Annotated in this window: 19 protein-coding genes; 13 read left to right on the top strand and 6 right to left on the bottom strand. The window is 67.5% G+C overall.

Going from position 1 to position 21,261, the window contains the following annotated elements:
* Positions 1-68: 68 nt before the first annotated feature.
* The 5 genes from F804_RS0103630 to F804_RS0103650 all read left to right on the top strand — a co-directional run bounded on the left by F804_RS0103630 (position 69) and on the right by F804_RS0103650 (position 6,113).
* Positions 69-722 carry a peroxiredoxin gene (locus F804_RS0103630; RefSeq protein WP_022706386.1) on the top strand — a complete coding sequence of 218 codons (654 nt, stop codon included), beginning with the start codon at positions 69-71 and terminating at the stop codon, positions 720-722.
* Between the two features lie 73 nt (positions 723-795).
* Entirely contained in the window at positions 796-2,511 is a 1,716-nt protein-coding gene (gene cysI / locus F804_RS0103635) for an assimilatory sulfite reductase (NADPH) hemoprotein subunit (protein WP_022706387.1), read from the top strand.
* 31 nt (positions 2,512-2,542) lie between these two features.
* The gene (locus tag F804_RS0103640; protein ID WP_245540305.1) at positions 2,543-3,265 is read left to right on the top strand and encodes a phosphoadenylyl-sulfate reductase; all 723 of its coding nucleotides are present in this window, start codon (positions 2,543-2,545) and stop codon (positions 3,263-3,265) included.
* Between the two features lie 46 nt (positions 3,266-3,311).
* Entirely contained in the window at positions 3,312-5,123 is a 1,812-nt protein-coding gene (locus F804_RS0103645; RefSeq protein WP_022706389.1) for an assimilatory sulfite reductase (NADPH) flavoprotein subunit, read from the top strand.
* Positions 5,124-5,195: 72 nt separating this feature from the next.
* Positions 5,196-6,113: a LysR family transcriptional regulator gene (locus F804_RS0103650; RefSeq protein ID WP_022706390.1), complete on the top strand. Its 918-nt coding sequence runs from the start codon at positions 5,196-5,198 to the stop codon at positions 6,111-6,113.
* Here F804_RS0103650 and F804_RS15535 read toward each other — a convergent pair.
* Both F804_RS15535 and F804_RS0103660 read right to left on the bottom strand, forming a co-directional pair.
* Positions 6,046-7,446 carry a sensor histidine kinase gene (locus F804_RS15535; protein WP_022706391.1) on the bottom strand — a complete coding sequence of 467 codons (1,401 nt, stop codon included), beginning with the start codon at positions 7,444-7,446 and terminating at the stop codon, positions 6,046-6,048. The two genes, F804_RS0103650 and F804_RS15535, sit on opposite strands and share 68 nt — an antisense overlap.
* Positions 7,443-8,114 carry a response regulator transcription factor gene (locus tag F804_RS0103660; protein WP_022706392.1) on the bottom strand — a complete coding sequence of 224 codons (672 nt, stop codon included), beginning with the start codon at positions 8,112-8,114 and terminating at the stop codon, positions 7,443-7,445. Before F804_RS0103660 ends, F804_RS15535 begins: the two co-directional genes overlap by 4 nt.
* A 148-nt stretch (positions 8,115-8,262) precedes the next feature.
* On the opposite strand from F804_RS0103660, the gene F804_RS0103665 reads away from it, so the two are divergent.
* The 5 genes from F804_RS0103665 (at position 8,263) to F804_RS0103685 (ending at position 14,402) form a co-directional block, all read left to right on the top strand.
* Positions 8,263-9,342, top strand: a complete 1,080-nt coding sequence (locus F804_RS0103665; protein WP_022706393.1) for a type 2 periplasmic-binding domain-containing protein — start codon at positions 8,263-8,265, stop codon at positions 9,340-9,342.
* Between the two features lie 81 nt (positions 9,343-9,423).
* The gene (locus F804_RS0103670) at positions 9,424-11,454 is read left to right on the top strand and encodes a tripartite tricarboxylate transporter permease (protein WP_022706394.1); all 2,031 of its coding nucleotides are present in this window, start codon (positions 9,424-9,426) and stop codon (positions 11,452-11,454) included.
* A 13-nt stretch (positions 11,455-11,467) separates the two neighbouring features.
* Complete coding sequence (locus F804_RS0103675; protein WP_022706395.1) at positions 11,468-12,556, top strand: 4-oxalomesaconate tautomerase; 1,089 nt, start codon at positions 11,468-11,470, stop codon at positions 12,554-12,556.
* 10 nt (positions 12,557-12,566) lie between these two features.
* Complete coding sequence (locus F804_RS0103680; protein WP_245540306.1) at positions 12,567-13,373, top strand: universal stress protein; 807 nt, start codon at positions 12,567-12,569, stop codon at positions 13,371-13,373.
* A gap of 12 nt (positions 13,374-13,385) precedes the next feature.
* Positions 13,386-14,402: a D-2-hydroxyacid dehydrogenase family protein gene (locus F804_RS0103685; RefSeq protein WP_022706397.1), complete on the top strand. Its 1,017-nt coding sequence runs from the start codon at positions 13,386-13,388 to the stop codon at positions 14,400-14,402.
* Here F804_RS0103685 and F804_RS0103690 read toward each other — a convergent pair.
* A complete protein-coding gene (locus tag F804_RS0103690; RefSeq protein ID WP_022706398.1) occupies positions 14,374-15,435 on the bottom strand; it encodes an AbrB family transcriptional regulator in 1,062 nt (353 codons plus the stop codon). The genes F804_RS0103685 and F804_RS0103690 overlap by 29 nt on opposite strands.
* 78 nt (positions 15,436-15,513) lie before the next feature.
* On the opposite strand from F804_RS0103690, the gene F804_RS0103695 reads away from it, so the two are divergent.
* The 3 genes from F804_RS0103695 to F804_RS0103705 all read left to right on the top strand — a co-directional run bounded on the left by F804_RS0103695 (position 15,514) and on the right by F804_RS0103705 (position 18,798).
* Complete coding sequence (locus tag F804_RS0103695; RefSeq protein ID WP_022706399.1) at positions 15,514-16,191, top strand: GntR family transcriptional regulator; 678 nt, start codon at positions 15,514-15,516, stop codon at positions 16,189-16,191.
* Between the two features lie 105 nt (positions 16,192-16,296).
* Positions 16,297-17,796 (top strand): FAD-dependent tricarballylate dehydrogenase TcuA, encoded by a 1,500-nt coding sequence (gene tcuA, locus F804_RS0103700; RefSeq protein WP_022706400.1) that lies wholly within the window; start codon positions 16,297-16,299, stop codon positions 17,794-17,796.
* Between the two features lie 99 nt (positions 17,797-17,895).
* Complete coding sequence (locus F804_RS0103705; protein ID WP_211214606.1) at positions 17,896-18,798, top strand: 5-dehydro-4-deoxyglucarate dehydratase; 903 nt, start codon at positions 17,896-17,898, stop codon at positions 18,796-18,798.
* Between the two features lie 12 nt (positions 18,799-18,810).
* On the opposite strand, the gene F804_RS15540 is transcribed toward F804_RS0103705, so the two are convergent.
* Genes F804_RS15540 through F804_RS0103720 form a run of 3 tightly spaced genes read right to left on the bottom strand, consistent with a single transcriptional unit; the run spans position 18,811 to position 21,252 of the window.
* Positions 18,811-19,563 (bottom strand): HpcH/HpaI aldolase family protein, encoded by a 753-nt coding sequence (locus tag F804_RS15540; protein WP_022706402.1) that lies wholly within the window; start codon positions 19,561-19,563, stop codon positions 18,811-18,813.
* Positions 19,560-20,531, bottom strand: coding sequence for a 2-hydroxyacid dehydrogenase (locus F804_RS0103715; RefSeq protein WP_245540307.1), 972 nt, complete (start codon positions 20,529-20,531; stop codon positions 19,560-19,562). Before F804_RS0103715 ends, F804_RS15540 begins: the two co-directional genes overlap by 4 nt.
* Before the next feature lie 10 nt (positions 20,532-20,541).
* Positions 20,542-21,252: a ribonuclease activity regulator RraA gene (locus F804_RS0103720; protein WP_022706404.1), complete on the bottom strand. Its 711-nt coding sequence runs from the start codon at positions 21,250-21,252 to the stop codon at positions 20,542-20,544.
* Between the last annotated feature and the right edge of the window lie 9 nt (positions 21,253-21,261).

Here is a 21,261-nt window from a genome sequence, read left to right on the forward strand (position 1 = left end):
AGGAGTGATCCGCCGGGCCATCCGGCCGGACGACCACGAAGCAGACAGGTCAAGAAGGAACCGCAATTATGGCACTGCGTCTGAACGACACCATCCCGAACCTGACGGTCACCACCGACCAGGGGACCTTTGCCCTGCATGACTGGATCGGCGACAGCTGGGCCATCCTGTTCAGCCACCCCAAGGACTTCACCCCCGTCTGCACCACCGAGTTCAGCGCCGTCGCGCGCCTGGCCGACGAATGGGACAAGCGCGGCACCAAGGTGATCGGCGTCTCGGTCGACGGCGTCGAGGACCACAAGAAGTGGAAGGGCGACATCGAGAGCTATGGCGGTGCCGCCGCGGGCTTCCCCATCATCGCCGATGACGGGCTGGAAGTGTCCAAGGCCTTCGACATGCTGCCCGCCGAAGCCTATCTGCCCGATGGCCGCACCCCCGCCGACAGCGCGACCGTGCGTTCGGTCTTCATCATCGGCCCGGACAAGAAGCTGAAGCTGTCCATGACCTATCCGATGACGGTCGGCCGCAACTTCGCCGAAATCGTCCGCGCGCTGGACGGTCTGCAGACCTCGACCGCCAAGGGCGTGGCCACCCCCGCCGACTGGCAGCTGGGCCAGGATGTCATCATCCCGGCATCGGTCAGCGACGAGGACGCGACCGCCAAGTTCGGCAGCTTCGACAAGGTCCTTCCCTATCTGCGCAAGGCCAAGCTGCCTGCGTGACCCTGATGTTCCGGGCGGCACGATCCGCCGCCCGGTCCGCCCCTCCAAAGCCCGTGCAGAGAAGCCGATAGCCATGCTGGACAACACCGCGAACCCGAACCTGATCGTCGAAGGCAAGCTTGCCGACAACGAGCGCCTGAAGCGCGAGAGCGACTTCCTGCGCGGCACGATCACCGAGGACCTGCAGGACCGCATCACCGGCGGCTTCACTGCCGACAATTTCCAGCTGATCCGCTTCCACGGCATGTATCAGCAGGACGACCGCGACATCCGCCCCGAACGCGCCCAGCAGAAGCTGGAGCCGCTGCACAACGTCATGCTGCGCGCGCGCATGCCCGGCGGGATCATCACCCCCGAGCAGTGGCTGATCGTGGAGAAGTTCGCGGCCGATCACACGATCTATGGCTCGGTCCGTCTGACCACGCGCCAGACCTTCCAGTTCCACGGCGTGCTGAAGCCGAACATCAAGAACATGCACCAGACGCTGGCCAGCGCCGGCATCGACAGCATCGCGACCGCGGGCGACGTGAACCGCAACGTGCTGTGCACCACCAACCCGGTCGAGAGCGAGCTGCACCAGGAAGCCTATGAATGGTCCAAGCGCATCTCGGAGCACCTGCTGCCCAAGACCCGCGCCTATGCCGAGATCTGGCTGGACGGCGAGAAGGTGAAGACCACCGAGGAGCCGATCCTCGGCAACACCTACCTGCCGCGCAAGTTCAAGACGACCGTCAGCATCCCGCCCAACAACGAAGTGGACGTCCACGCCAACGATCTGAACTTCGTTGCCATCGCCGAGAACGGCAAGCTGATCGGCTGGAACGTGCTGGTCGGCGGCGGCCTGGCGATGACCCATGGCGACACGGCCACCTATCCGCGCAAGGCCGACGATTTCGGCTTCATCCCGCTGGAGCACACGCTGGCCGTGGCCGAGCATGTCGTGACCGTGCAGCGCGACTGGGGCAACCGCGTCAACCGCAAGAACGCCAAGACGAAATACACGCTGGACCGCGTCGGCACTGACACCTTCAAGGCCGAGGTCGAGAAGCGCGCGGGCGTCAAGTTCGGCCCCTCGCGTCCCTATGAATTCACCTCCCGCGGCGACCGCTTCGGCTGGGTCGAGGGCGTCGACGGCAAGCATCACCTGACGCTGTACATCCTGTCGGGCCGCATCCTCGATTACCCGGGCCGTCCGCTGAAGACCGGCCTGCGCAAGATCGCCGAGATCCACCAGGGTGACTTCCGCATGACGGCGAACCAGAACCTGGTCGTCGCGGGCGTCCCCGCGGATCAGAAGGCCGAGATCGAGCGCATCGCCCGCGAGCACGGCCTGATCGACGACCTGATGACGCCGCAGCTGAAGAACTCGATGGCCTGCGTCGCGCTGCCGACCTGCCCCCTTGCCATGGCCGAGGCCGAGCGTTTCCTGCCCGAGCTGGTCGAGAACGTCGAGGGTCTGCTGCAGAAGCACGGCATCGGTCAGGACCACCTGATCCTGCGCGTCGTCGGCTGCCCGAACGGCTGTGGTCGCGCGATGCTGGCCGAGGCCGGTCTCGTGGGCAAGGGCCCGGGCAAGTACAACCTGTACCTGGGCGGCAACCGCGTGGGCACCCGCATCCCCAAGCTGCACCTGGAAAACGTCTCGGCCGAGGTGATCCTGGCCGAGCTGGACACGCTGATCGGCCAATGGGCGGCCGAGCGCAACGAGGACGAGGGCTTCGGCGATTTCGTCATCCGCAAGGGTGTCGTCCCCGAGGTCAAGGTGTCCGTGACCGACTTCCACGCCTGATCCACGGCCGTAACCGGAGGCAAAGACGATGATGGCTGAACGCAACATTCCTGATGCCGGCACCATGCGCCCCGAGGCGCTGGTGGACGAGGCGAACGCGGCGCTTGCCGAACGCTCGCCGCAGGAACGGGTCGAATGGGCGCTGCGGCATCTGCCGGGCACCCATGTCGTCTCGTCCAGCTTCGGCGTTCAGTCGGCGGTCATGCTTCACCTCATGACCAGCTTCCGGCCCGACATCCCGGTGCTGCTGATGGATACCGGTTACCTGTTCCCGGAAACCTACCGCTTCATTGACGAGCTGACGAACCGGCTGCAGCTGAACCTGCACATCTACCGCGCCGAGATGAGCCCCGCCTGGCAGGAGACCCGCTTCGGCGCCCTGTGGGAACAGGGCGAGGAAGGCATCCGCAAGTACAACACGATCAACAAGGTCGAACCGATGCAGCGCGCGCTGGAGGAGCTGGGCGTGAACACCTGGTTCACCGGCCTGCGCCGCAGCCAGTCGCAAAGCCGCGCGAACCGTCCCGTGGTCGAGCTGCAGGACGGGCGCATCAAGGTCAATCCCATCATCGACTGGACCAACCGCGACGTTCACCGCTATCTGCGCCAGCATGATCTGCCCTATCACCCCCTGTGGGACGAGGGTTATGTCAGCGTGGGCGACATCCACACCACCAGGCGGCTGGAAGACGGCATGACCGAAGAGGAAACGCGCTTCTTCGGCACCACCCGCGAATGCGGCCTCCATCTCTGATCCCGCATCCTTCCGGCACCCAGACAGACCAAGGCAGACAATTCCCGTGCTTACCAACACCCTCCCCCCCGGCCTGAACCCGCTGACCCCCGAGCAGTCGACCCAGATGCAGACGCTTCTGACGACCCTGACCCCGATCCAGCAGGCATGGATCAGCGGCTTCCTGGCCGCGACCGCAGGTGCGGCGGGTGCGACCGCCGTGCAGGCCCCCGCCCAGCAGGCCGAAAAGGCCGTGCTGACGGTGCTGTACGGGTCGCAGACGGGTAACGCCAAGCATGTCGCGCAGGACGTGGCCGCCAAGGCGAAGGCGCGCGGGCTGGACGTCAAGCTGGTGGACATGGCCGATTACAAGCCGAACCAGCTGAAGAACGAACGCTACATGGTGGTCGTCGTCTCGACCTATGGCGAGGGCGAGCCGCCCGAACCCGCGCTGAAGCTGTTCGATTTCATAGGCTCGAAGAAGGCGCCGAAGCTGGACGGCACCAAGATCGCCGTGCTGGGCCTGGGCGATACCAGCTACGAGTTCTTCTGCAAGACCGCCGTCGATTTCGAGGAACGCCTGACGGCCCTCGGCGCGACCGTGCTGGTCGAACGCGCGCTGCTGGACGTGGATTACGACGATCACGCCGCCGCCTGGATCGACGGCACCGTCGATGCGTTCGAGCCCGACCTGAAGGCCGATGCGCAGCCCAGCAACGTGGTGCCGCTGACCCCGGGCATGGCCGCCCCCGCGCCCGCGGCGTCGCAATGGACCAAGAAGAACCCCTTCACCGCCGAGGTGAACGCCGTCCAGAAGATCACGGGCCGCGACAGCACCAAGGACGTGCGTCACCTCGAGGTGTCGCTGGAAGGTTCGGGGATCACCTATCAGGCGGGCGACTCGCTCGGGGTCTATTTCCACAACGACCCGGTCGAGGTCGACGAGACGCTGGCGCTGCTGAACCTTGATGGTGCAGCCGAGGTCACGGTCGGCGGGCAGCAGAAGACGCTGCGCGAGGCGCTGACCCAGGATCTGGAGCTGACCCAGTCCTATCCCACCTTCGTCGAGAAATTCGCCGAGGCGACCGACAACGACGCCCTGCGCAAGCTGGCCTCCGACAAGGCCGCGCTGCGCGAATACATCGCCGATCGCCAGATCTTCGACATCCTGCGCGAGCACAAGGACGGCGCCACGCCGCAATCGCTGGTGGACAGCCTGCGCAAGATGCAGCCACGGCTCTACTCCATCGCCTCCAGCCAGAAAGAGGCCGAGGACGAGGTGCACGTGACCGTCGGCGTGGTCGAATACAACGCCCATGGCCGCAACCACCTGGGCGGGGCTTCGGGCCATCTGGGCCGCCGCCTTGCCGATACGGGCGAACTGCGCGTCTTCGTCGAGGAGAACAACAATTTCCGCCTGCCCGCCGATCCGGACGCGCCCGTCATCATGATCGGCCCCGGCACTGGCATCGCCCCCTTCCGCGCCTTCCTTCAGGATCGCGATGCGGATGGCGCGTCGGGCCGGAACTGGCTGTTCTTCGGCAACCCGCATTTCACGCAGGACTTCCTCTATCAGGTTGAACTGCAGGGCTATCTGAAATCGGGCCTGCTGACCAAGCTGGACGTCGCCTTCAGCCGCGACCAGGCCGAGAAGGTCTATGTCCAGCACCGCATCGTCGAACAGGGTGCCGAGCTGTGGAAATGGCTGGACGAGGGCGCGCATCTATATATCTGCGGGGATGCCGACCGGATGGCCAAGGACGTCCACGACGCCCTGATCCAGGTGCTGGTCGAACATGGCAAGCACAGCGTCGAAAGCGCCGAGGCCTTCCTGGTCGAGATGCGCGACAACCGCCGCTATCAGCGCGACGTCTACTGACGACCGCGCAGGGGCACGCGGCCCGTCGTCGGGGATCGCGCGCGCCGATGCAGTTCGGGGGGAAACGCGGGAATGGATATCGACGGCCTGCGCCTTTTCGTCCTTGCGGCCGATCTGCTGAACATCACCGCCGCGGGGCGCAGCCTTGGCATGGGCCCCGCCGTCGCCAGCGCAAGGCTGGCCAAGCTGGAACAGCAGCTGGGGGTCGAGCTGCTGCACCGCACCACCCGCAAGGTGTCCCTGTCGCACGAGGGCGAGGCATTCCTGCCCTATGCCACCGAGATCCTGGCCCAGCTCGAGGCCGGATGCGCGGTTCTGGGCCATGACGCGACCGAACCCGTCGGCACCCTGCGCTTTGCCGCGCCCAGCAGCTTCGCGCAGCGCCATATCGTGCCGCTGCTGCCGCGGTTCCACGACATGCACCCGGGCATCACGCTGGACCTGCGCCTGTCGGACACCCGCTTCGACCTGATCGAGGGCAGCTTCGACCTGGCCCTGCGCAGCGCGCCCCTGACCGACAGCAGCCTCAAGGGCCGCAAGCTGGCCGAGGATCCGCGCATCCTCTGCGCCTCGCCCGATTATCTTGCGCGTCACGGCACCCCGTCGGGACCGGACGATCTGGCGCGGCACCGCTTCCTGTCCTGGGGCGACCTGTCTGCGCGGGACATGACGAACGGGCAGACGACCTGGCGGCTGGACCCGAAGGCCATGAGCTGCCGTGCGATCTTCGACGACGGAGCCTCGATGCGGATCGCCACCGTCGCGGGGGCGGGCATCTCGATCAACTCGGTCTGGAGCGTGGCGCGCGAGCTGCGCGACGGCAGCCTTGTGCAGGTCCTGCCCGAGTGGCGGCTGAACGACCGCTCCGTGCTGTGGCTGGTCTATCCGCGCAGCAACGTGCTGACGCCCAAGACGCGGCTGTTCATGGATTTCCTGATCGCCCATCTGGATACGGGCTGGACCGACCCGCCAGCGGCAGCGTCAGGCTGAAGCACCCGCCCCCTTCGGACGCGCGGGCATCGACCTGCCCGCCATGCGCCTCGGCGACCTGGCGCACGATGGACAGGCCCAGCCCGCTGCCCTGCCCCGACCGGACCTGACCGAAGCGGCGGAATGCCAGTTCCAGGTCCTCGGGCGACAGGCCCCGCCCGTCATCGCTGACGGTGACGCGGGCCGCATCGCCCGTGCGCGACAGCGTCACGGCGATTGCGGTCATGGTCGGACCACCATGCTGGATCGCATTGTCGATCAGGTTGCGGATCGCCTCGCCCACAAGGACGGGATCGGCCATGACCGGCAGCGGCCCGGCAGCGTCGAAGGACAGCGCCAGATCGCGCGACAGGATCAGCGGCGCAAGATCGGATGCGGCCTCCTCGGCCACGGCGTTCAGATCGATCGCCTGCCGCCCCGACATGCCGCCATAGCGCAGCCTTTCCATCGACAGCAACTTTTCGGCCAGCGTCGCGGATCTGCGGGCGGCGGCGATCAGTTCCTGCTGGCGGCGGTGGCGTTCCTCGGGGTCGCGCGCATGGGGCAGCGTCTCGGCCAGGGACAACAGCGCGGCGGCGGGGTTGCGCAGCTGGTGCGCCGCATCCGAGATGAAGGCCTGATGCGCCTGGATGCTGTCCTGCACCTGCCCGAACAGCCGGTTCAGCGTCGCGACGACGCCGCGCACCTCGGAGGGGACGGGTCGCCGGATGGGCGTCAGATCGTCCGGCGACCGCCTCTCGATCGCATCGCGCAGACCCCGAAGCGGACTGAGACCGCGCTGGACGCCGAACCAGACAACGACCGCCAGCGTCGCCATCAGCGCGCCGATCAGGACCGCCGCGCGATAGGACAGCTGCCGCGCAAAGGCATAGCGGTCGCTCATGCGCTGCCAGACGGTGACGACGGTCTGGCCGGTCAGGTTGTCGATCGTCGTCGTCTCGGACATGCGCAGGATGCGCACGGGTTCACCGCGATAGGTCGCGACGGCGTATTGCGGACGACCGTCCACGGCATCGGGGACGCGCCAGGACGGAGGATAGGCATAGCCGGTGACATAGATCCCACCCGGCCCCGTGACGTGATAGAAGACCTCGCCCCCGCCCGCATCCGAGATGACGCTTCTGGTGGCGGGGGACAGGGCGTCGCCCTCGGATATGGCGACGTCGCGCGAAATCGCCAGCGCCGCCGCCAGCAGCCCGCGGTCGAACAGCAGGTCGGAGGTGTCGCGCGCGACCTGGTATCGCCAGATGCCCAGCAGGACGGAAGCAACCAGCAGCGGCGACAGGATCAGCAGGAACAGCCGAAGGCGCAGCGACAGGTTGGCAAACCTCATGTATCGTCCGTCTCCAGCATGTAGCCCAGTCCCCGCGCGGTGCGGATGCGCACGCCATATCCCTCGATCCGCTTGCGCAACCGCGAGACATGCGGCTCGATCGCGCTGTCGTCCACGTCGGCGCCCGTGCCGAACACATGCGACATCAGGACCGAGCGTGACACGATGCGCCCCCGCCGGTCCAGCAGGCATTCCAGCGTCGCAATCTCCTTGCGGGGAACGTCCAGCGCGCTTCCCTGGTCCAGAAGCTGTCGGCTGGTGCGGTCGAAGACCAGCCCCCCAAGCGCATCCTGCGCCGAGAAGACCAGGTCGCGCCTGCGCGACAGCGCCCGCAGCCGGGCCTCCAGCTCGTCCATGTCGAAGGGCTTGGTCAGGTAATCGTCCGCCCCCGCGTCCAGGCCGGCCACACGCTCGCCCGTCTCGCTGCGGGCGGTCAGAAGGATGACGGGCGCGTTGTCGCCGCGCCTGCGCATCGCGCGCAGGATCGCCAGCCCGTCCATGGACGGCAGGTTGATGTCCAGGACGACCATGTCCGCGCCCTCGTGGGCCAGGAAGGCATCCGCCTCGGCGCCGTCGGCCAGAAGGTCGACCGAATGCCCGCGTTCCCGCAGGCGGCTTGCGATGCCCGCCGCCAATGCCGCGTTGTCTTCGATGATTGCAATCCGCATGACCACAGGAATTGTCACACTGCGCAAGCTTTGCGCAAGGTTCAAACGTCAGTGTCGTGAAACTGGAGGAGGGAATCGTTTCCCTACATCGAGAATTCATGGCCGGGCCGCAGCGCCCGGACCCAAGGCACGAACCAGGGAGGAACAAATGAACGCACGCAAACTCGCACTCACCGCAGCCGTCTCGGCCCTTGCGATCGCAGGCCAGGCACAGGCCGAGGTCGATTTCTCGGGCAAGACGATCGAATGGGTCATCCCCTTCTCGGAGACCGGCGGCTCGGCCAAGTGGGCCAACTTCTTCGCCCCGCTGCTGGCCGAGGAACTGCCCGGCAACCCGACCGTCGTGGTCAAGTTCATGCCCGGCGCGGGATCGACCAAGGGCGCGAACTGGTTCCAGGAACAGGAGCACGAGGACGGCACGCTGCTGTTCGGCACCTCGGGGTCGACGCAGTTCCCCTATCTGCTGGATGACCCGCGCGTCCGCTACGAATATTCGGACTGGGTGCCGGTCATGGCATCGGGCACCGGCGGCGTGGCCTATCTGAACCCGACCGACGGCGAAAAGTTCGACGGCTCGGCCGATGCGCTGAAGGACACGGCCTTCATCTATGGCAGCCAGGGCGCGACGCGTCTCGACCTGGTGCCGCTGCTGGCATGGCAGATGCTGGGCATGAACGTCGAGCCCGTCTTCGGCATCAAGGGCCGCGGCGACGGCCGCCTGATGTTCGAACGCGGCGAGGCCACGATCGACTACCAGACCTCTTCGGGCTATCTGGGCGCATCGGCCGACCTGGTCGCGCAGGGCAAGGCCGTCCCCATGATGACCTGGGGCGCCCTGGACGAGGACGGCAACATCGTCCGCGACCCGACCTTCCCCGACATGCCGACCTTCAAGGAGGTCTGCGAGGCGACCGAGGGCTGCGAGACCCAGGGCGACGCATGGGATGCCTGGAAGGCGTTCTTCATCGCGGGCTTCCCCGTCCAGAAGATCGCGTTCCTGCCCGCAGGCACCCCGGATGACGTGGCGCAGACCTATTCGGACGCGTTCGACGCGGTCCGCAGCCGCCCCGACTTCGCCGAGCGCGCGATGCAGCAGGTCGGCGAATACCCCGTCTTCGTGGGCGAGGGCGCGGCCAACGCGGCCAAGGAAGGCACCACCGTCTCGGACGAGGCCAAGACCTATGTCCAGAACTGGCTGCAGGAAGCCTACGGCGTCTCGCTGAACTGATCGCCCGGATATCGGGGCGGCCCGGCCATGCGCGGGGCCGCCCCTTCTGACATCATCTGAAACAAAGAAAAGGCCGGTGCGATGGATGCGCTTGCAACCGCCCTGCCCGCCCTCGGCGAGGCATGGGCGCTGATCCTTCAACCAGTGGTTCTGGGCTATCTTGTCCTTGGCGTGGTCATGGGGCTTGCCGTGGGCGTGTTCCCGGGGCTTGGCGGGATTGCCGGCCTGTCGCTGCTGCTTCCCTTCATGTTCGGGATGGAGCCCGTCCTGGGCCTTGCCCTGATGATCGGCATGGTCGCGGTCGTGCCGACATCGGACACGTTCGCCTCGGTGCTGATGGGCATTCCGGGGTCCTCGGCCTCTCAGGCGACGGTGCTGGACGGGTTTCCGATGGCCAAGCGCGGACAGGCCGCGCGGGCGCTGTCGGCGGCCTTCACCTCGTCGCTGTTCGGCGGGCTCGTGGGGGCGCTGTTCCTGACGCTGTTCATCCTGGTGGCGCGGCCGATCGTGCTGGCCTTCGGCCTGCCCGAGATGCTGATGATCACCATTCTCGGGCTGTCGATGGTGTCGGTCCTTGCGGGCCGCGTCGCGCTCAAGGGGTTGGCGGCCGCGGGGCTGGGCCTGATGATCGGCACCATCGGCGAGGCAGATGCCGGCGGCAGCCTGCGCATGGCCACCTACGACATCCCCTATCTGACCGACGGGCTGCAGCTGGTCATCGTGGGCCTGGGCATCTTCGCCATCCCCGAGATCGTGTCGCTGCTGCGCCAGGACCGCTCGATCGCCAAGGACGCCAAGCTGGGTTCGGGCTGGATGGACGGCGTGCGCGACTGGGCCGCGAACAAGTGGCTTTCGATCCGCTGTTCGCTGATCGGCGTGCTGGTGGGCGTGATCCCCGGCCTGGGCGGGTCCGTCGTCGACTGGATCGCCTATGGCCACGCGGTGCAGACCACCAAGGACAAGTCGAATTTCGGCAAGGGCGAGATCCGCGGCGTGATCGGGCCTGAAAGCTCGAACAACGCCAAGGAAGGCGGCGGGCTGGTGCCGACGCTGCTGTTCGGCATCCCCGGTTCGGGATCGATGGCGATCTTCATCGGGGCCATCGCCCTGCTGGGTTCGGGCGATATCGAGGTCGGCCCGAACATGCTGCGCGACAACCTGGACATCACCTATTCGATCGTCTGGCTGCTGGCGCTGGCCAATGTCGTCGGCACGCTGCTGTGCATCGCGGCATCGGGCGGGATCGCGCGCCTGACCACGATCCGCTTCACCTATCTCGCGCCGTTCCTGTTCATGCTGATCAGCTTCGCGGCATTCCAGTCGGGCCAGAACTTCGAGGACCTGCTGGCGCTGTTCGCCATCGGCCTGATCGGCATCTTCCTGCGCCGCTTCGACTGGTCGCGCCCCGCCTTCCTGATCGGCTTCGTGCTGTCGAACCCCGTCGAGAAATTCTCGAACCAGGCGTTCCAGATCGCGTCCTTCCGCTTCCGCAGCAGTTTCGCCGAGGGGATGGACTACATCTTCTCGCCCATCGTGATCATCCTGATCGTGATCACCGTCGTGTCGGTCGTGCTGGGCATCCGGCAGGCCAAGACCATCATGGCCGAAGGCGACGTGAAGTCTGGCAGCAAGCGCGCGCCGATCGTCTTCCTGCTGGTCATCGCGGCCTATCTCGTGACGGCGCTGATCAACGCGCAGATGATCCCCGACTACAACCTGACCGACAAGATCGTGCCGCTGGTCGTGGGGGGCATCTCGTTGCTGTGCTGCCTGATCATCCTGGGGCAGATGATGCTGCGGCCCGAAACCGACGTGGTCTTCGCCGACAAGGAGATCGCGGGCGAGGATGCCGACGCCCCCTACGGGCTGTGGTCCACGCTGGCTTGGTTCGCGTCGCTGATCGCGGGGACGTTCCTCTTCGGGTTCATCATCGCGCTGGTCGGCTTCATGCTGTCCTTCCTGCGCGTCCGCGCCGGTGCGGGCTGGGCCAAGACGCTGATCCTGACCGCCGCGGGCCTTGCGTTCATGTGCCTGATGGCCGGCGCGCTGAACCGCGACTTTCCGCCGGGTCTGCTGCAGGATGCGGTCGACCTGCCCTGGCCGCTGAACTGATCCGGAGGTTCCGATGACACAGACCGCAATCCCCTTCGTCTTCATGCGGGGCGGCACCTCTCGCGGGCCGTATTTCGACCGCGCGGACCTGCCCGAGGACCTGGACACCCTGGCCGAGGTGCTGATCGCGGCGGTCGGATCGGGGCATCCGCTGAACATCGACGGGATCGGCGGCGGGGCCGCCGTGACCACCAAGGTCGCGATGCTGTCGCGCTCGGACGACGACTGGGCCGATATCGACTATTTCTTCGCCCAGGTCTCGGTCGAGGATCGGCTGGTCGACTTCAAGCCGACCTGCGGGAACATCCTGTCGGGCGTCGGCCCCGCCGCGATCGAGATGGGCCTGATCCAGCCGTCGGGCGACGTGACCGAGGTGCGCATCCGCGCGGTCAATACCGGCGCCCAGGTGGTGGCCAAGGTCCGCACGCCGGGCGGGCGGCTGACCTATGACGGCACGACCGCGATCGCGGGCGTCCCCGGCACCGCCGCCCCCATCGCGCTGAACTTCATGGGCGTGGTCGGATCATCGACAGGGGCGTTCCTGCCCACGGGGAACCTGCGCGACACCATCGACGGGATCGAGGTGACCTGCATGGATGTCGCCATGCCCATGGTCATCGCCCGCGCTGCGGATTTCGGCAAGACCTGCCGGGAAACGGCCGAGGAACTGGATGCCGACACCGATTTCTTCGCCCGGATCGAGGCGATCCGCATCGAGGCGGGCCGCCGGATGGGCATGGGCGATGTCAGCGCATCGGTCACGCCGAAATTCGGGCTTCTGGCCCCTGCCATGCAGGGCGGCACCATCGCGACCCGCTATTTCATGCCGTGGAACACGCATCCCAGCATGGCGGTGACGGGGTCGCAATGCCTGGCCTCCTGCGCGCTGACGCCGGGGACGGTTGCCGACGGGATGCTGGAACGCCCGACCGAGGGACCGGCGGACGTGGTGCTGGAACATGCATCGGGCACCATCGGGGTGCTGGTCGATTTCGACGGCACGGACGGGTTCACGCTGAACTCGGCCGGGCTTCTGCGCACGGCGCGCAAGCTTGCGGACGGCAATCTCTATGTCCCCGCGCATGTCTGGAAGGGGAAGTGACATGGCCATCATGAACCTGCTCGTCGCCTTCAACGGCTCGGATGCGTCGGTGGCGGCGCTGCGCTATGCCGCGTCGCTGGCGCGGGAACGCGGCGCGCATGTGACCGCGATTCTGGCCCATTCCAAGCACGAGGTCATCGACAGCTCGTCCCGCTGGATCCCCGCCGCCGCGCGCGGCCTGCTGGCCGAGGCGAATGCCGGCATCCTTCGAGAGATCGAGCACCGCTTCGAGACCCTGCGCGACGAACTGGGCCTGGGCGACGCGCTGAGCCTTCGCCAGCAGCCGGGTCGCGTCGATGCCAGCCTGTCCGAGGCCGCGCGCTGCTTCGACGCGCTGATCGTCGGCAAGCGCGACCGCGACGACGACGAGCACGTGTCGCTGAACCCCGACCGGATCGCGCTGATCTCGGGGCGGCCCGTCATCGTGGTTCCCGAAGGTTACGACGCGGGCGCGGCGCACAACCACGCGGCGCTTGCATGGGACGGCAGCCGCGCCGCGGCGCGCGCGCTGTCCGACAGCCTCCGCCTGCTGGAAGAGGACGGCCGCGTCAGCGTGCTGACCGTCGGCCCGCGCGCGCCCCAGCCCATCGACGACCTGCTGACCCACCTGTCGCGCCACGGCGTCGAGGCCATCCACGAGAACTTTCCCGAGACGCATCCCGTCGCGGACACGATCATCGCCTATTGCCAAAGGCATGATCCGGGGCTTCTTGTGATGGGCGCCTATGAACATTCCAAGTTCCGCGAGGATTTCATCGGCGGCGTCACGCATTCCATCCTGCGCGACATCCGCATCCCCGTGCTTCTGTCCCACTGAGAAAGGACCGCCATGCCCCCCACCAACGACAAGGATGCGGGCATGGCACCGCTTCGGGTCCACATCCTGGACGACTGGTTCGACACGCTGCGGGGCCTGCCCTGCTTCGGCCTGCTGGACGGGCACGAGGTCACGGTCTGGACCGATCACACCGATGACGAGGACGAGCTGGTCCGCCGCCTTGCCGATGCCGAGGTGCTGGTCCTGTTCCGCGAACGCACCCGGATCACGCGCAGCCTGATCGCCCGCCTGCCGCGGCTTCGCATGATCTCTCAGCGCAGCGTCTATCCGCATGTGGACGTGCAGGCATGCAGCGATCACGGCGTGGTGCTGTGCTCGAACATGGGCTCGGACATGCCATCCTATGCCGCGGCGGAGCTGACCTTCGGGCTGATCCTGTCGGCCATGCGCCAGATCCCGCAGCAGATGGCGTCGACCAAGGCCGGCAACTGGCAGATCGGCGTCGGGCGCACCTTGCGCGGGCGGACCCTGGGGCTGATCGGCTATGGCCGGATCGCCCGCACCGTCGCAGGCTATGCCGAGGCGTTCGGGATGAAGGTCCAGTGGTGGGCGTCCGACGAAGGCCGCGCGCGCGCAGCGGCGGACGGGTGCGACGTGGCGCGCGACCGCGCCAGCTTCTTCTCGACCAGCGATGTCGTCTCGATCCATGTGCGCTTGAAGCCCGAGACGCGCGGCATGATCACGCCCGAAGACCTTGCTGCGATGCGGCCCGGGGCGGTCTTCGTGAACACATCTCGGGCGGGGTTGATCGCGCCGGGGGCGCTGCTGGCGGCGCTGGATGCAGGGCGGCCAGGCATGGCCGCCATCGACGTCTTCGACCAGGAACCGATGCGCGATCCCTCGGACCCGCTGCTGGCGCATCCGCGCCTGATCTGCACCCCGCATATCGGCTTCGTCACCGAGGACGAATTCGACATGCAGTTCACCGACATCTTCGAGCAGGTCCGCGCCTGGGCCGCAGGCACGCCGCTGAACGTCATCAACCCCGACGCGCTGCCCGCCGCATGAGGCCCGCGACCACGGGCGCGCCCAGGATCACCAGCACGATCCGCGTCAGGTGGTGCGCCACGACAAAGCCCAGGTCGGCCCCGGTGACGATGGCAAGGACCGTCATCTCGGCCTGACCGCCGGGGGCGAAGGCCAGGAAGGCGTCGACCGGGTGCCCCACCCCCATCGAGGTCACGATCCAGGTGAAGATCGCCGCAAGGATCGCGATGACGAAGACATAGGCGACGCCCGCCATCACCACGCGGCGCAGCTCGGCCCAGGTGACGCCCACGAACTGCACCCCTATGCCGCAGCCGATCAGGAACTGCGCCGCAAGGATCGCCTCTCGCGGGGGGCGGATATGCAGCAGGCCGGTCAGCGACAGGACCATCGCGACGATCATCGGCCCCAGGATCGAGGCCCCGAACAGGCCCACCCTCTCGGCCAGCTTCCAGCCGATCAGGGCGGCGGCGACCATCAGCAGCAGCTCGATCGCGGGGATGTCGGCGGCGGGGGCGCCGATGGGGTTCGCCAGCTGCGCGCCATATCCCCATGACAGGAAGATCGGCGCCAGCGTCACGATGATCAGCACGCGCGTCCCGTGGATCAGCGACAGCGCGCGGGGATTGCCCCCCGCCTCGGTCCCGAAGATCACCATGTCCTGCAGCCCGCCCGGCATCGCGGCATAGAAGGCCGTCGCCGGATCGAAGCCCCAGATGCGGCGGAAGAACGGCACGCCGACCAGACCGATCGTCAGAATGAACAGCGGCACCAGCGCGATCGAGGTCAGCATCCGCGGCAGTTCGGCGAACAGCGCGGGCGTGATTGACGCGCCCACGGCGACCCCCAGGATCGTGCGCGCCCCCACCGACACCTGCCCGAAGCCCCGCAGCGGTGCCCGCGCCAGCGCGCCGATCAGGCAGGCCAGCATCGGTCCGAACAGGAAGGGCAACGGCAGCCCGAGGGCCAGGAAGACCGCCGCGCCAAGGCTTGCAAGCCCAAGCGTGATCAGGCGATGGCGTGTACCGGACGAGAGATGCGCGATGGGCGTCATCGGGGCGATTCCCCCCTTGATTGACTTTCGATGCACCCATTCGTATACATTCGGATACAGTTACGCAAGGAGGGGTCGTTGGACGATCGCGCCGATCAGCAATATTCCGGGCCGCAGGGCAGCAGCGCCTATCAGCGGCTTCTGGGCGAAATCCGCGATGGCAGCCTGCCGCCCGGCGCGCGCCTTCGCGAAACCGAACTGGCCGAGCGGCTGGGCGTCAGCCGCACCCCCGTGCGCGAGGCGATCCGCCAGCTGGAGACAGACGGCCTGGTCACGCATGTCCCCCGCCACGGCGCGACCGTGCGGACGCTGGACTATGCCGAGGTGATGGAGCTGTACGAGATGCGCGGCGTGCTCGAGGGCACCGCCGCCCGCCTTGCCGCCCGCGCCGCCGCCGAGGTCGAGCTGGACGAGCTGATCGCCCTGAACGACCGCATGGCCGCCGTCGAAAGCGGCCCCGAGGCCGCCGAGCTGAACCGCCTGTTCCACGCCACGCTGCTGGACGCGGCCAAGAACCGGTTCCTCGCCCGGTCCATCGCGACGCTGCAGAAGGGTCTGCTGATCCTGGGCCCGACCACGCTGGCCGACCAGAACCGCGCCGCCGAGGCCGCCGCCGAACATGCGGCCGTCCTGGAGGCGATGCAGCAGCGCGACGGCGAAGCGGCCGAGCAGGCGATGCGCGCCCATATCAGGGCCTCTCAACGGTTGCGGATAGGCGCACTGCGCGACAGCCGTGACATGGCCGAGGACGGCTGAGAACGCGAAGGGCCCCGGAGACGGGGCCTTTTTTCTGACCATCTACCTTGTTCACAATTGCATCCACGCGTATACATTCCGCGAATCCAAGGAGAGGAGGTCCCGATGGAACAGGATCTGATCGTCGTCGGCAGCGGGAACGCCGCCCTTTGCGCAGCCATCGCCGCATCCGAGAAGGGCGCCCGCGTGCTGGTGATCGAAAAGGCCCCCGAGGACATGGCGGGCGGCAATACCAAGTATACCGCCGGCGCGATGCGCTTTGCCTATGACGGCGGCGAGGATCTGCAGGACCTGTTGCTCGACCCAAAGGACGAGCGCCTGCCCCGCACCGATTTCGGCGCCTATACCGCGCAGAAGTTCCGCGACGACCTGCTCTATTTCAACGATGGCCGCCCGCTCAGCCCGGAACAGGACAAGCTGGTCGGACGCTCGCTCGAGACGATGAAGTGGCTGGCCGGGCACGATGTGAAGTTCGAACCGATCTATGCCCGCCAGTCCTTCGAAAAGGACGGGCGGCTGGTCTTCTGGGGCGGCCTGACCCTTGCCGCCGAGGACGAGGGCGTCGGCCTGTTCGAGGCCGAGCGCGCGGCTCTGCTGCGTGCCGGCGGGCGGATCGAATACGGGCTGGCCGCGCAGTCGCTGCTGGTCGAGGACGGTCGGGTCCGAGGCGTCACGGCCCGGCGCGAGGATGGCAGCACGGTCGATCTGCGCGCGCAGGGCGTCATCCTGGGCTGCGGCGGCTTCGAATCCAGCCGCGAGCTGCGCCACGACTTCATGGGCGAGGAATGGGAGGCCGCCCGCGTCCGCGGCACGCCGCACAATACCGGTGACGGGCTGCTCATGGCGCTGGAGCTGGGTGCCGCGCGGCACGGGCTGTATTCCGGTGCGCATGCCACGCCGATGGACCGGCACATGAAGGAATACGGCAATCTCGACATCCCGCACGGGGACCGCAAGAACTATCGCAAGATCTGCTACTTCCTGGGCGTGATGGTGAATGCCGAAGGCAAGCGCTTCGTCGACGAGGGCAAGGATTTCCGCAACTACACCTATGCCCAATATGGCAAGGCGGTGCTGGACCAGCCGGGCCAGTTCGCCTGGCAGCTGTTCGACGCCAAGACCGAAGACCTGCTCTATGCCGAATACCGTTTCCACGACGCGCATTACGTTCAGGCCGACACGATCGAGGATCTGTGCGCCAAGCTGGAAGGCGTCGACGCCTCGGCCGCGCTGGACACCGTGCGCGCCTTCAACGCGGCGGTCGACGACGACACGCCCTTCGACCCGACGATCAAGGATGGCCGTCAGGCGCGCGGCCTGACCCCGCCGCGCAGCAACTGGGCGCAGCGGCTGGATACCCCGCCCTTCCGCGCCTATCCGGTGACGGGGGGGATCACCTTCACCTATGGCGGGCTGAAGGTGGACGACGCGGGTGCGGTCCTGCGGCCGGATGACAGCCCGATCCCCGGCCTGTTCGCCTGCGGCGAGATCGTGGGCGGCGTGTTCTTCAACGGCTATCCGGGCGGGTCGGGGCTGACCTCGGGTGCGGTCTTCGGACGGCAGGCCGGGTATGGCGCGGCGGCCAGCCTGTCGCCCGCGACCTGAGCGGCATCCGCGACGCGCCCCGATGCGGGCGCGCCATGCATTCGTTGACCGGCGGCGCATACTGAAATATTAGTGTTCCATCAATCACGGGAGGATATGATGGACCCGCTGGAACTGAGGGAAAGGATCCGCCACGGGCTGCTGTCCTTTCCCGTCACCCCCTTCGATGCCGACGACCGCTTTGCCAAGGCGCCGTTCCAGGCGCATCTGGAATGGCTGTCGCAATATCCGGTCGCGGGCCTGATCGTCGCGGGCGGCACGGGCGAGATGTTCTCGCTTGCCCCGTCGGAAATCGTCGAGGTCGTGCGCGCCACGCGCGAGGTGGCGGGCGATCAGCCGGTGCTGGCGGGCTGCGGCTATGGCGTGCGCATGGCCTGCGACCTGGCGCGGGAAATCGAGGCCGCGGGCGGCGACGGCATCCTGCTGCTGCCCCATTACCTGACCGAGGCCCCGCAGGAGGGGGTCGCCGACCGTGTCCGCGCTGTCTGCCGCGCGACGAAGATGGCGGTGATCTTCTACAATCGCGGGCAGTCGCGGATCTCGGCCCAGACGCTGGCGCAACTGTGCGAGGAATGTCCGAACCTGATCGGCTTCAAGGACGGCACCGGCGATATCGACACGGTGCGCCGGGTGACGGCGACGATGGGGGACCGGCTGTCCTATATCGGGGGCATGCCCACGCACGAGCTGTTCGCGCAGGCCTATCGCGGGGCGGGGATGCCGACCTATTCCTCGGCGGTGTTCAATTTCGTGCCGGAAACCGCGCTGGCCTTCCACAAGGCGTTCCTTGCGGGCGACGATGCCGAATGCGAACGGCTGCTGAAGGATTTCTACTATCCCTTCGCGGCGATCCGGGATCGGCAGACGGGCTATGCCGTCTCCGCGATCAAGGCGGGCGTGCGGCTGCGCGGCTTCGATGCGGGTCATGTCCGAGCGCCCCTGACCGATCTGGACGAGGCCGAGACCGCGATGATGCGCGACCTGATCGCGGGCCGCGCCTGAGCGATCGCCGCGCTAGCGCAGCGCGGCGATCATCCCGTCCATCTGCCGCGCCAGCAGCCAGGCATCGCCCGCGACAGCGACGAATTCGACGCCCTGATCGAAATAGCCCTGCGCAAGGTCGTGCCCGTATCCCAGGATGCCCGCAGGCAGGCCCGCCGCATGGATCGCGGCGACGGCCTCGGCGATCTTGGCGCGGACCTCGGGCGCGTTGCCCTGCCCCGCGAACCCCATCGAGGCCGCAAGATCGCCCGGCCCGATGAAGATCGCATCGACCCCCGGCACGGCGGCGATCTGGGCGATATTCGCGACAGCCTCGGGCGTTTCGACCTGCACGATCACCGTCAGATCGTCGGCATAGCGTTGCAGGTAATCGCCCTGTCGCCCGTAACCGTTCGCCCTGACCGTGGCCGAGATCCCGCGCACGCCGTGGGGGGGATAGCGGGTCCAGGCGACCGCATCCGCGGCATCCTGCGCATTCCGGATCATCGGGAACATCAGGTTCCGCGCCCCGATATCCAGCAGGCGCTTGGTGATCACAGGCTCGGACTGGGGCGGACGCACGACCACCTCGGCCAGGCCACCCCGCGCGGCGCGCAGCTGATCGGCGATCTGCGACAGGTCGGCGGGGGCGTGTTCCATGTCGACCAGCAGCCAGTCCGCGCCGGAATGGGCCGCGATCTCGACCACGGTGGGCGAACACAGCGACAGCCAGAAGCCCGGCAGGCGGCGGCGCGCGGCCAGCGCCTGCTTGAACGAATTGGTCATGCGGCCCCCTTGCGCGCCCCGCCCAGATCCACGGGCGAGATCAGCGGCTTCCCGTCAAGGAACGCCAGCAGGTTGTCGACCGCCAGATGCGCCATCGCGTCGCGCGTCTCGACCGTCCCCGAGGCGTGGTGCGGATAGTTGGTGACATTCGGCATCCCGGTCAGGCGCGGATCGGGGTTCGGTTCGTCCTCGTAGACATCCAGCGCGGCGGCCCCCAGCCGCCCGTCGCCAAGCGTGGCGATCAGCGCGTCCTGATCGACGACGGTGCCGCGCGCGACATTGACGAACAGCCCCTGCGGCCCAAGCGCCTGAAGCACCTGTTCGGAAATCAGGCCGCGCGTCCCCTCGCCCCCCGCGACGATGGCGACAAGGTGGTCGCTGTCGCTGGCCAGTTGCACCAGGTCGTCCTGCTGTGGCCAGCGCAGGTCCTTGCGGCTGCGGTTCCAGAAGGCGATGGACATGCCGAAGGCCTCGGCCCGTTCCGCGATGGCGTGGCCGATCGTGCCCATGCCGACGATGCCCAGCCGCGTGCCCGACACCTTGCGCTGCAGCGGAAAGGCCCCGTCGCGGCCCCATGCGCCGCTGCGGACATGCGCCTCGGCGGGAACCAGCCCGCGACGCGCGGCAAGGATCAGCATCATTGCCGTATCGGCCACGTCGTCGCGCAGCGCCTGCGAGGTGTTTGTCAGCGCGATCCCGCGTTCCGCCAGCGCCTGCGTGTCGAACGCGTCGTATCCGGCGGACGAGCAGGTCACCAGTTCAAGATCCGGCATCGCCTGCAGCATGGCGCGCGTCAGCGGTACATGCCCGTTCGTCACAAGGACCCGGCAGCCCGGCCCGTGATCGCGCAGGAACGCGTCACGATCTTTGGCCAGGTCCCATCGCTGCAGGTCGTGATCGCGCGCCAGCCGCTCCATCGCGGCGGGGCGCAGGGTCGTCATCACCATCACCCTGGGTTTGCCGGTCACCTCTGCCCCCTTACCTGCCATTGGCCTTGCGCCATTCGGCAAAGGCTGCCTGGTGGCGGTCCTGCGTGCAAGGATACAGCCCGATGATCGCCTCGCCGTCCTTGACCCGGTCGATGACGAAATCCTCGTAGGCGGTCATCTCGACGGCCTCGTCCGCGATCTCGGCGGCCAGATCGGCGGGGATGACGATCACGCAATCGCCGTCGCCCACGATGATGTCGCCCGGAAAGACCGGCGCGTCGCCGCAGCCGATGGGCACGTCGATCTCGATCGCCTCGTGCAGGGTCAGGTTCGTCGGGCTGGAGGGCCGCTGGTGATAGACGGGCATGTCGATCCCCGCGATGGTCGCCGCATCGCGGAACCCGCCATCGGTGACCGCGCCCGCCGCGCCGCGCATCATCAGCCGCGTCAACAGGATGTCGCCCGCCGTCGCGGCGCGCGCGTCCTTGCGGCTGTCCATGACCAGCACGTGCCCCGGGGGGCAGGTCTCGATCGCGACGCGCTGCGGATGTTCGGGGTTGCGGAACTCGGCCAGCTGGTTGCGGTCCTCTCGGGCGGGCATGTAGCGCAGGGTGAAGGCCGGGCCGACCATGTTGCGGCCCTTGTGGCCGATGGGGTGGACCCCCTGGATCACCTGCTGGCGCAGGCCGCGCTTATACAGCGCGGTGGCCAGCGTCGCGACCGAGACATCCATCAGCTTCTGGCGGATCGTTTCATCCATGGGCAGTCC

Source organism: Paracoccus zeaxanthinifaciens ATCC 21588, assembly GCF_000420145.1.
GTDB lineage: Bacteria > Pseudomonadota > Alphaproteobacteria > Rhodobacterales > Rhodobacteraceae > Paracoccus > Paracoccus zeaxanthinifaciens.

Bases quoted from the DNA above. Each gene is read 5' to 3' on its own strand.
- tcuA (WP_022706400.1), top strand. From the start codon at position 16,297: ATGGAACAGGATCTGATCGTCGTCGGCAGCGGGAACGCCGCCCTTTGC.
- F804_RS0103665 (WP_022706393.1), top strand. From the start codon at position 8,263: ATGAACGCACGCAAACTCGCACTCACCGCAGCCGTCTCGGCCCTTGCG.
- F804_RS15535 (WP_022706391.1), bottom strand. From the start codon at position 7,446: ATGAGGTTTGCCAACCTGTCGCTGCGCCTTCGGCTGTTCCTGCTGATC.
- F804_RS0103670 (WP_022706394.1), top strand. From the start codon at position 9,424: ATGGATGCGCTTGCAACCGCCCTGCCCGCCCTCGGCGAGGCATGGGCG.
- F804_RS0103675 (WP_022706395.1), top strand. From the start codon at position 11,468: ATGACACAGACCGCAATCCCCTTCGTCTTCATGCGGGGCGGCACCTCT.
- F804_RS0103690 (WP_022706398.1), bottom strand. From the start codon at position 15,435: ATGACGCCCATCGCGCATCTCTCGTCCGGTACACGCCATCGCCTGATC.
- F804_RS0103640 (WP_245540305.1), top strand. From the start codon at position 2,543: ATGGCTGAACGCAACATTCCTGATGCCGGCACCATGCGCCCCGAGGCG.
- F804_RS15540 (WP_022706402.1), bottom strand. From the start codon at position 19,563: ATGACCAATTCGTTCAAGCAGGCGCTGGCCGCGCGCCGCCGCCTGCCG.
- cysI (WP_022706387.1), top strand. From the start codon at position 796: ATGCTGGACAACACCGCGAACCCGAACCTGATCGTCGAAGGCAAGCTT.
- F804_RS0103705 (WP_211214606.1), top strand. From the start codon at position 17,896: ATGGACCCGCTGGAACTGAGGGAAAGGATCCGCCACGGGCTGCTGTCC.
- F804_RS0103685 (WP_022706397.1), top strand. From the start codon at position 13,386: ATGCCCCCCACCAACGACAAGGATGCGGGCATGGCACCGCTTCGGGTC.
- F804_RS0103720 (WP_022706404.1), bottom strand. From the start codon at position 21,252: ATGGATGAAACGATCCGCCAGAAGCTGATGGATGTCTCGGTCGCGACG.
- F804_RS0103650 (WP_022706390.1), top strand. From the start codon at position 5,196: ATGGATATCGACGGCCTGCGCCTTTTCGTCCTTGCGGCCGATCTGCTG.
- F804_RS0103660 (WP_022706392.1), bottom strand. From the start codon at position 8,114: ATGCGGATTGCAATCATCGAAGACAACGCGGCATTGGCGGCGGGCATC.
- F804_RS0103680 (WP_245540306.1), top strand. From the start codon at position 12,567: ATGAACCTGCTCGTCGCCTTCAACGGCTCGGATGCGTCGGTGGCGGCG.
- F804_RS0103630 (WP_022706386.1), top strand. From the start codon at position 69: ATGGCACTGCGTCTGAACGACACCATCCCGAACCTGACGGTCACCACC.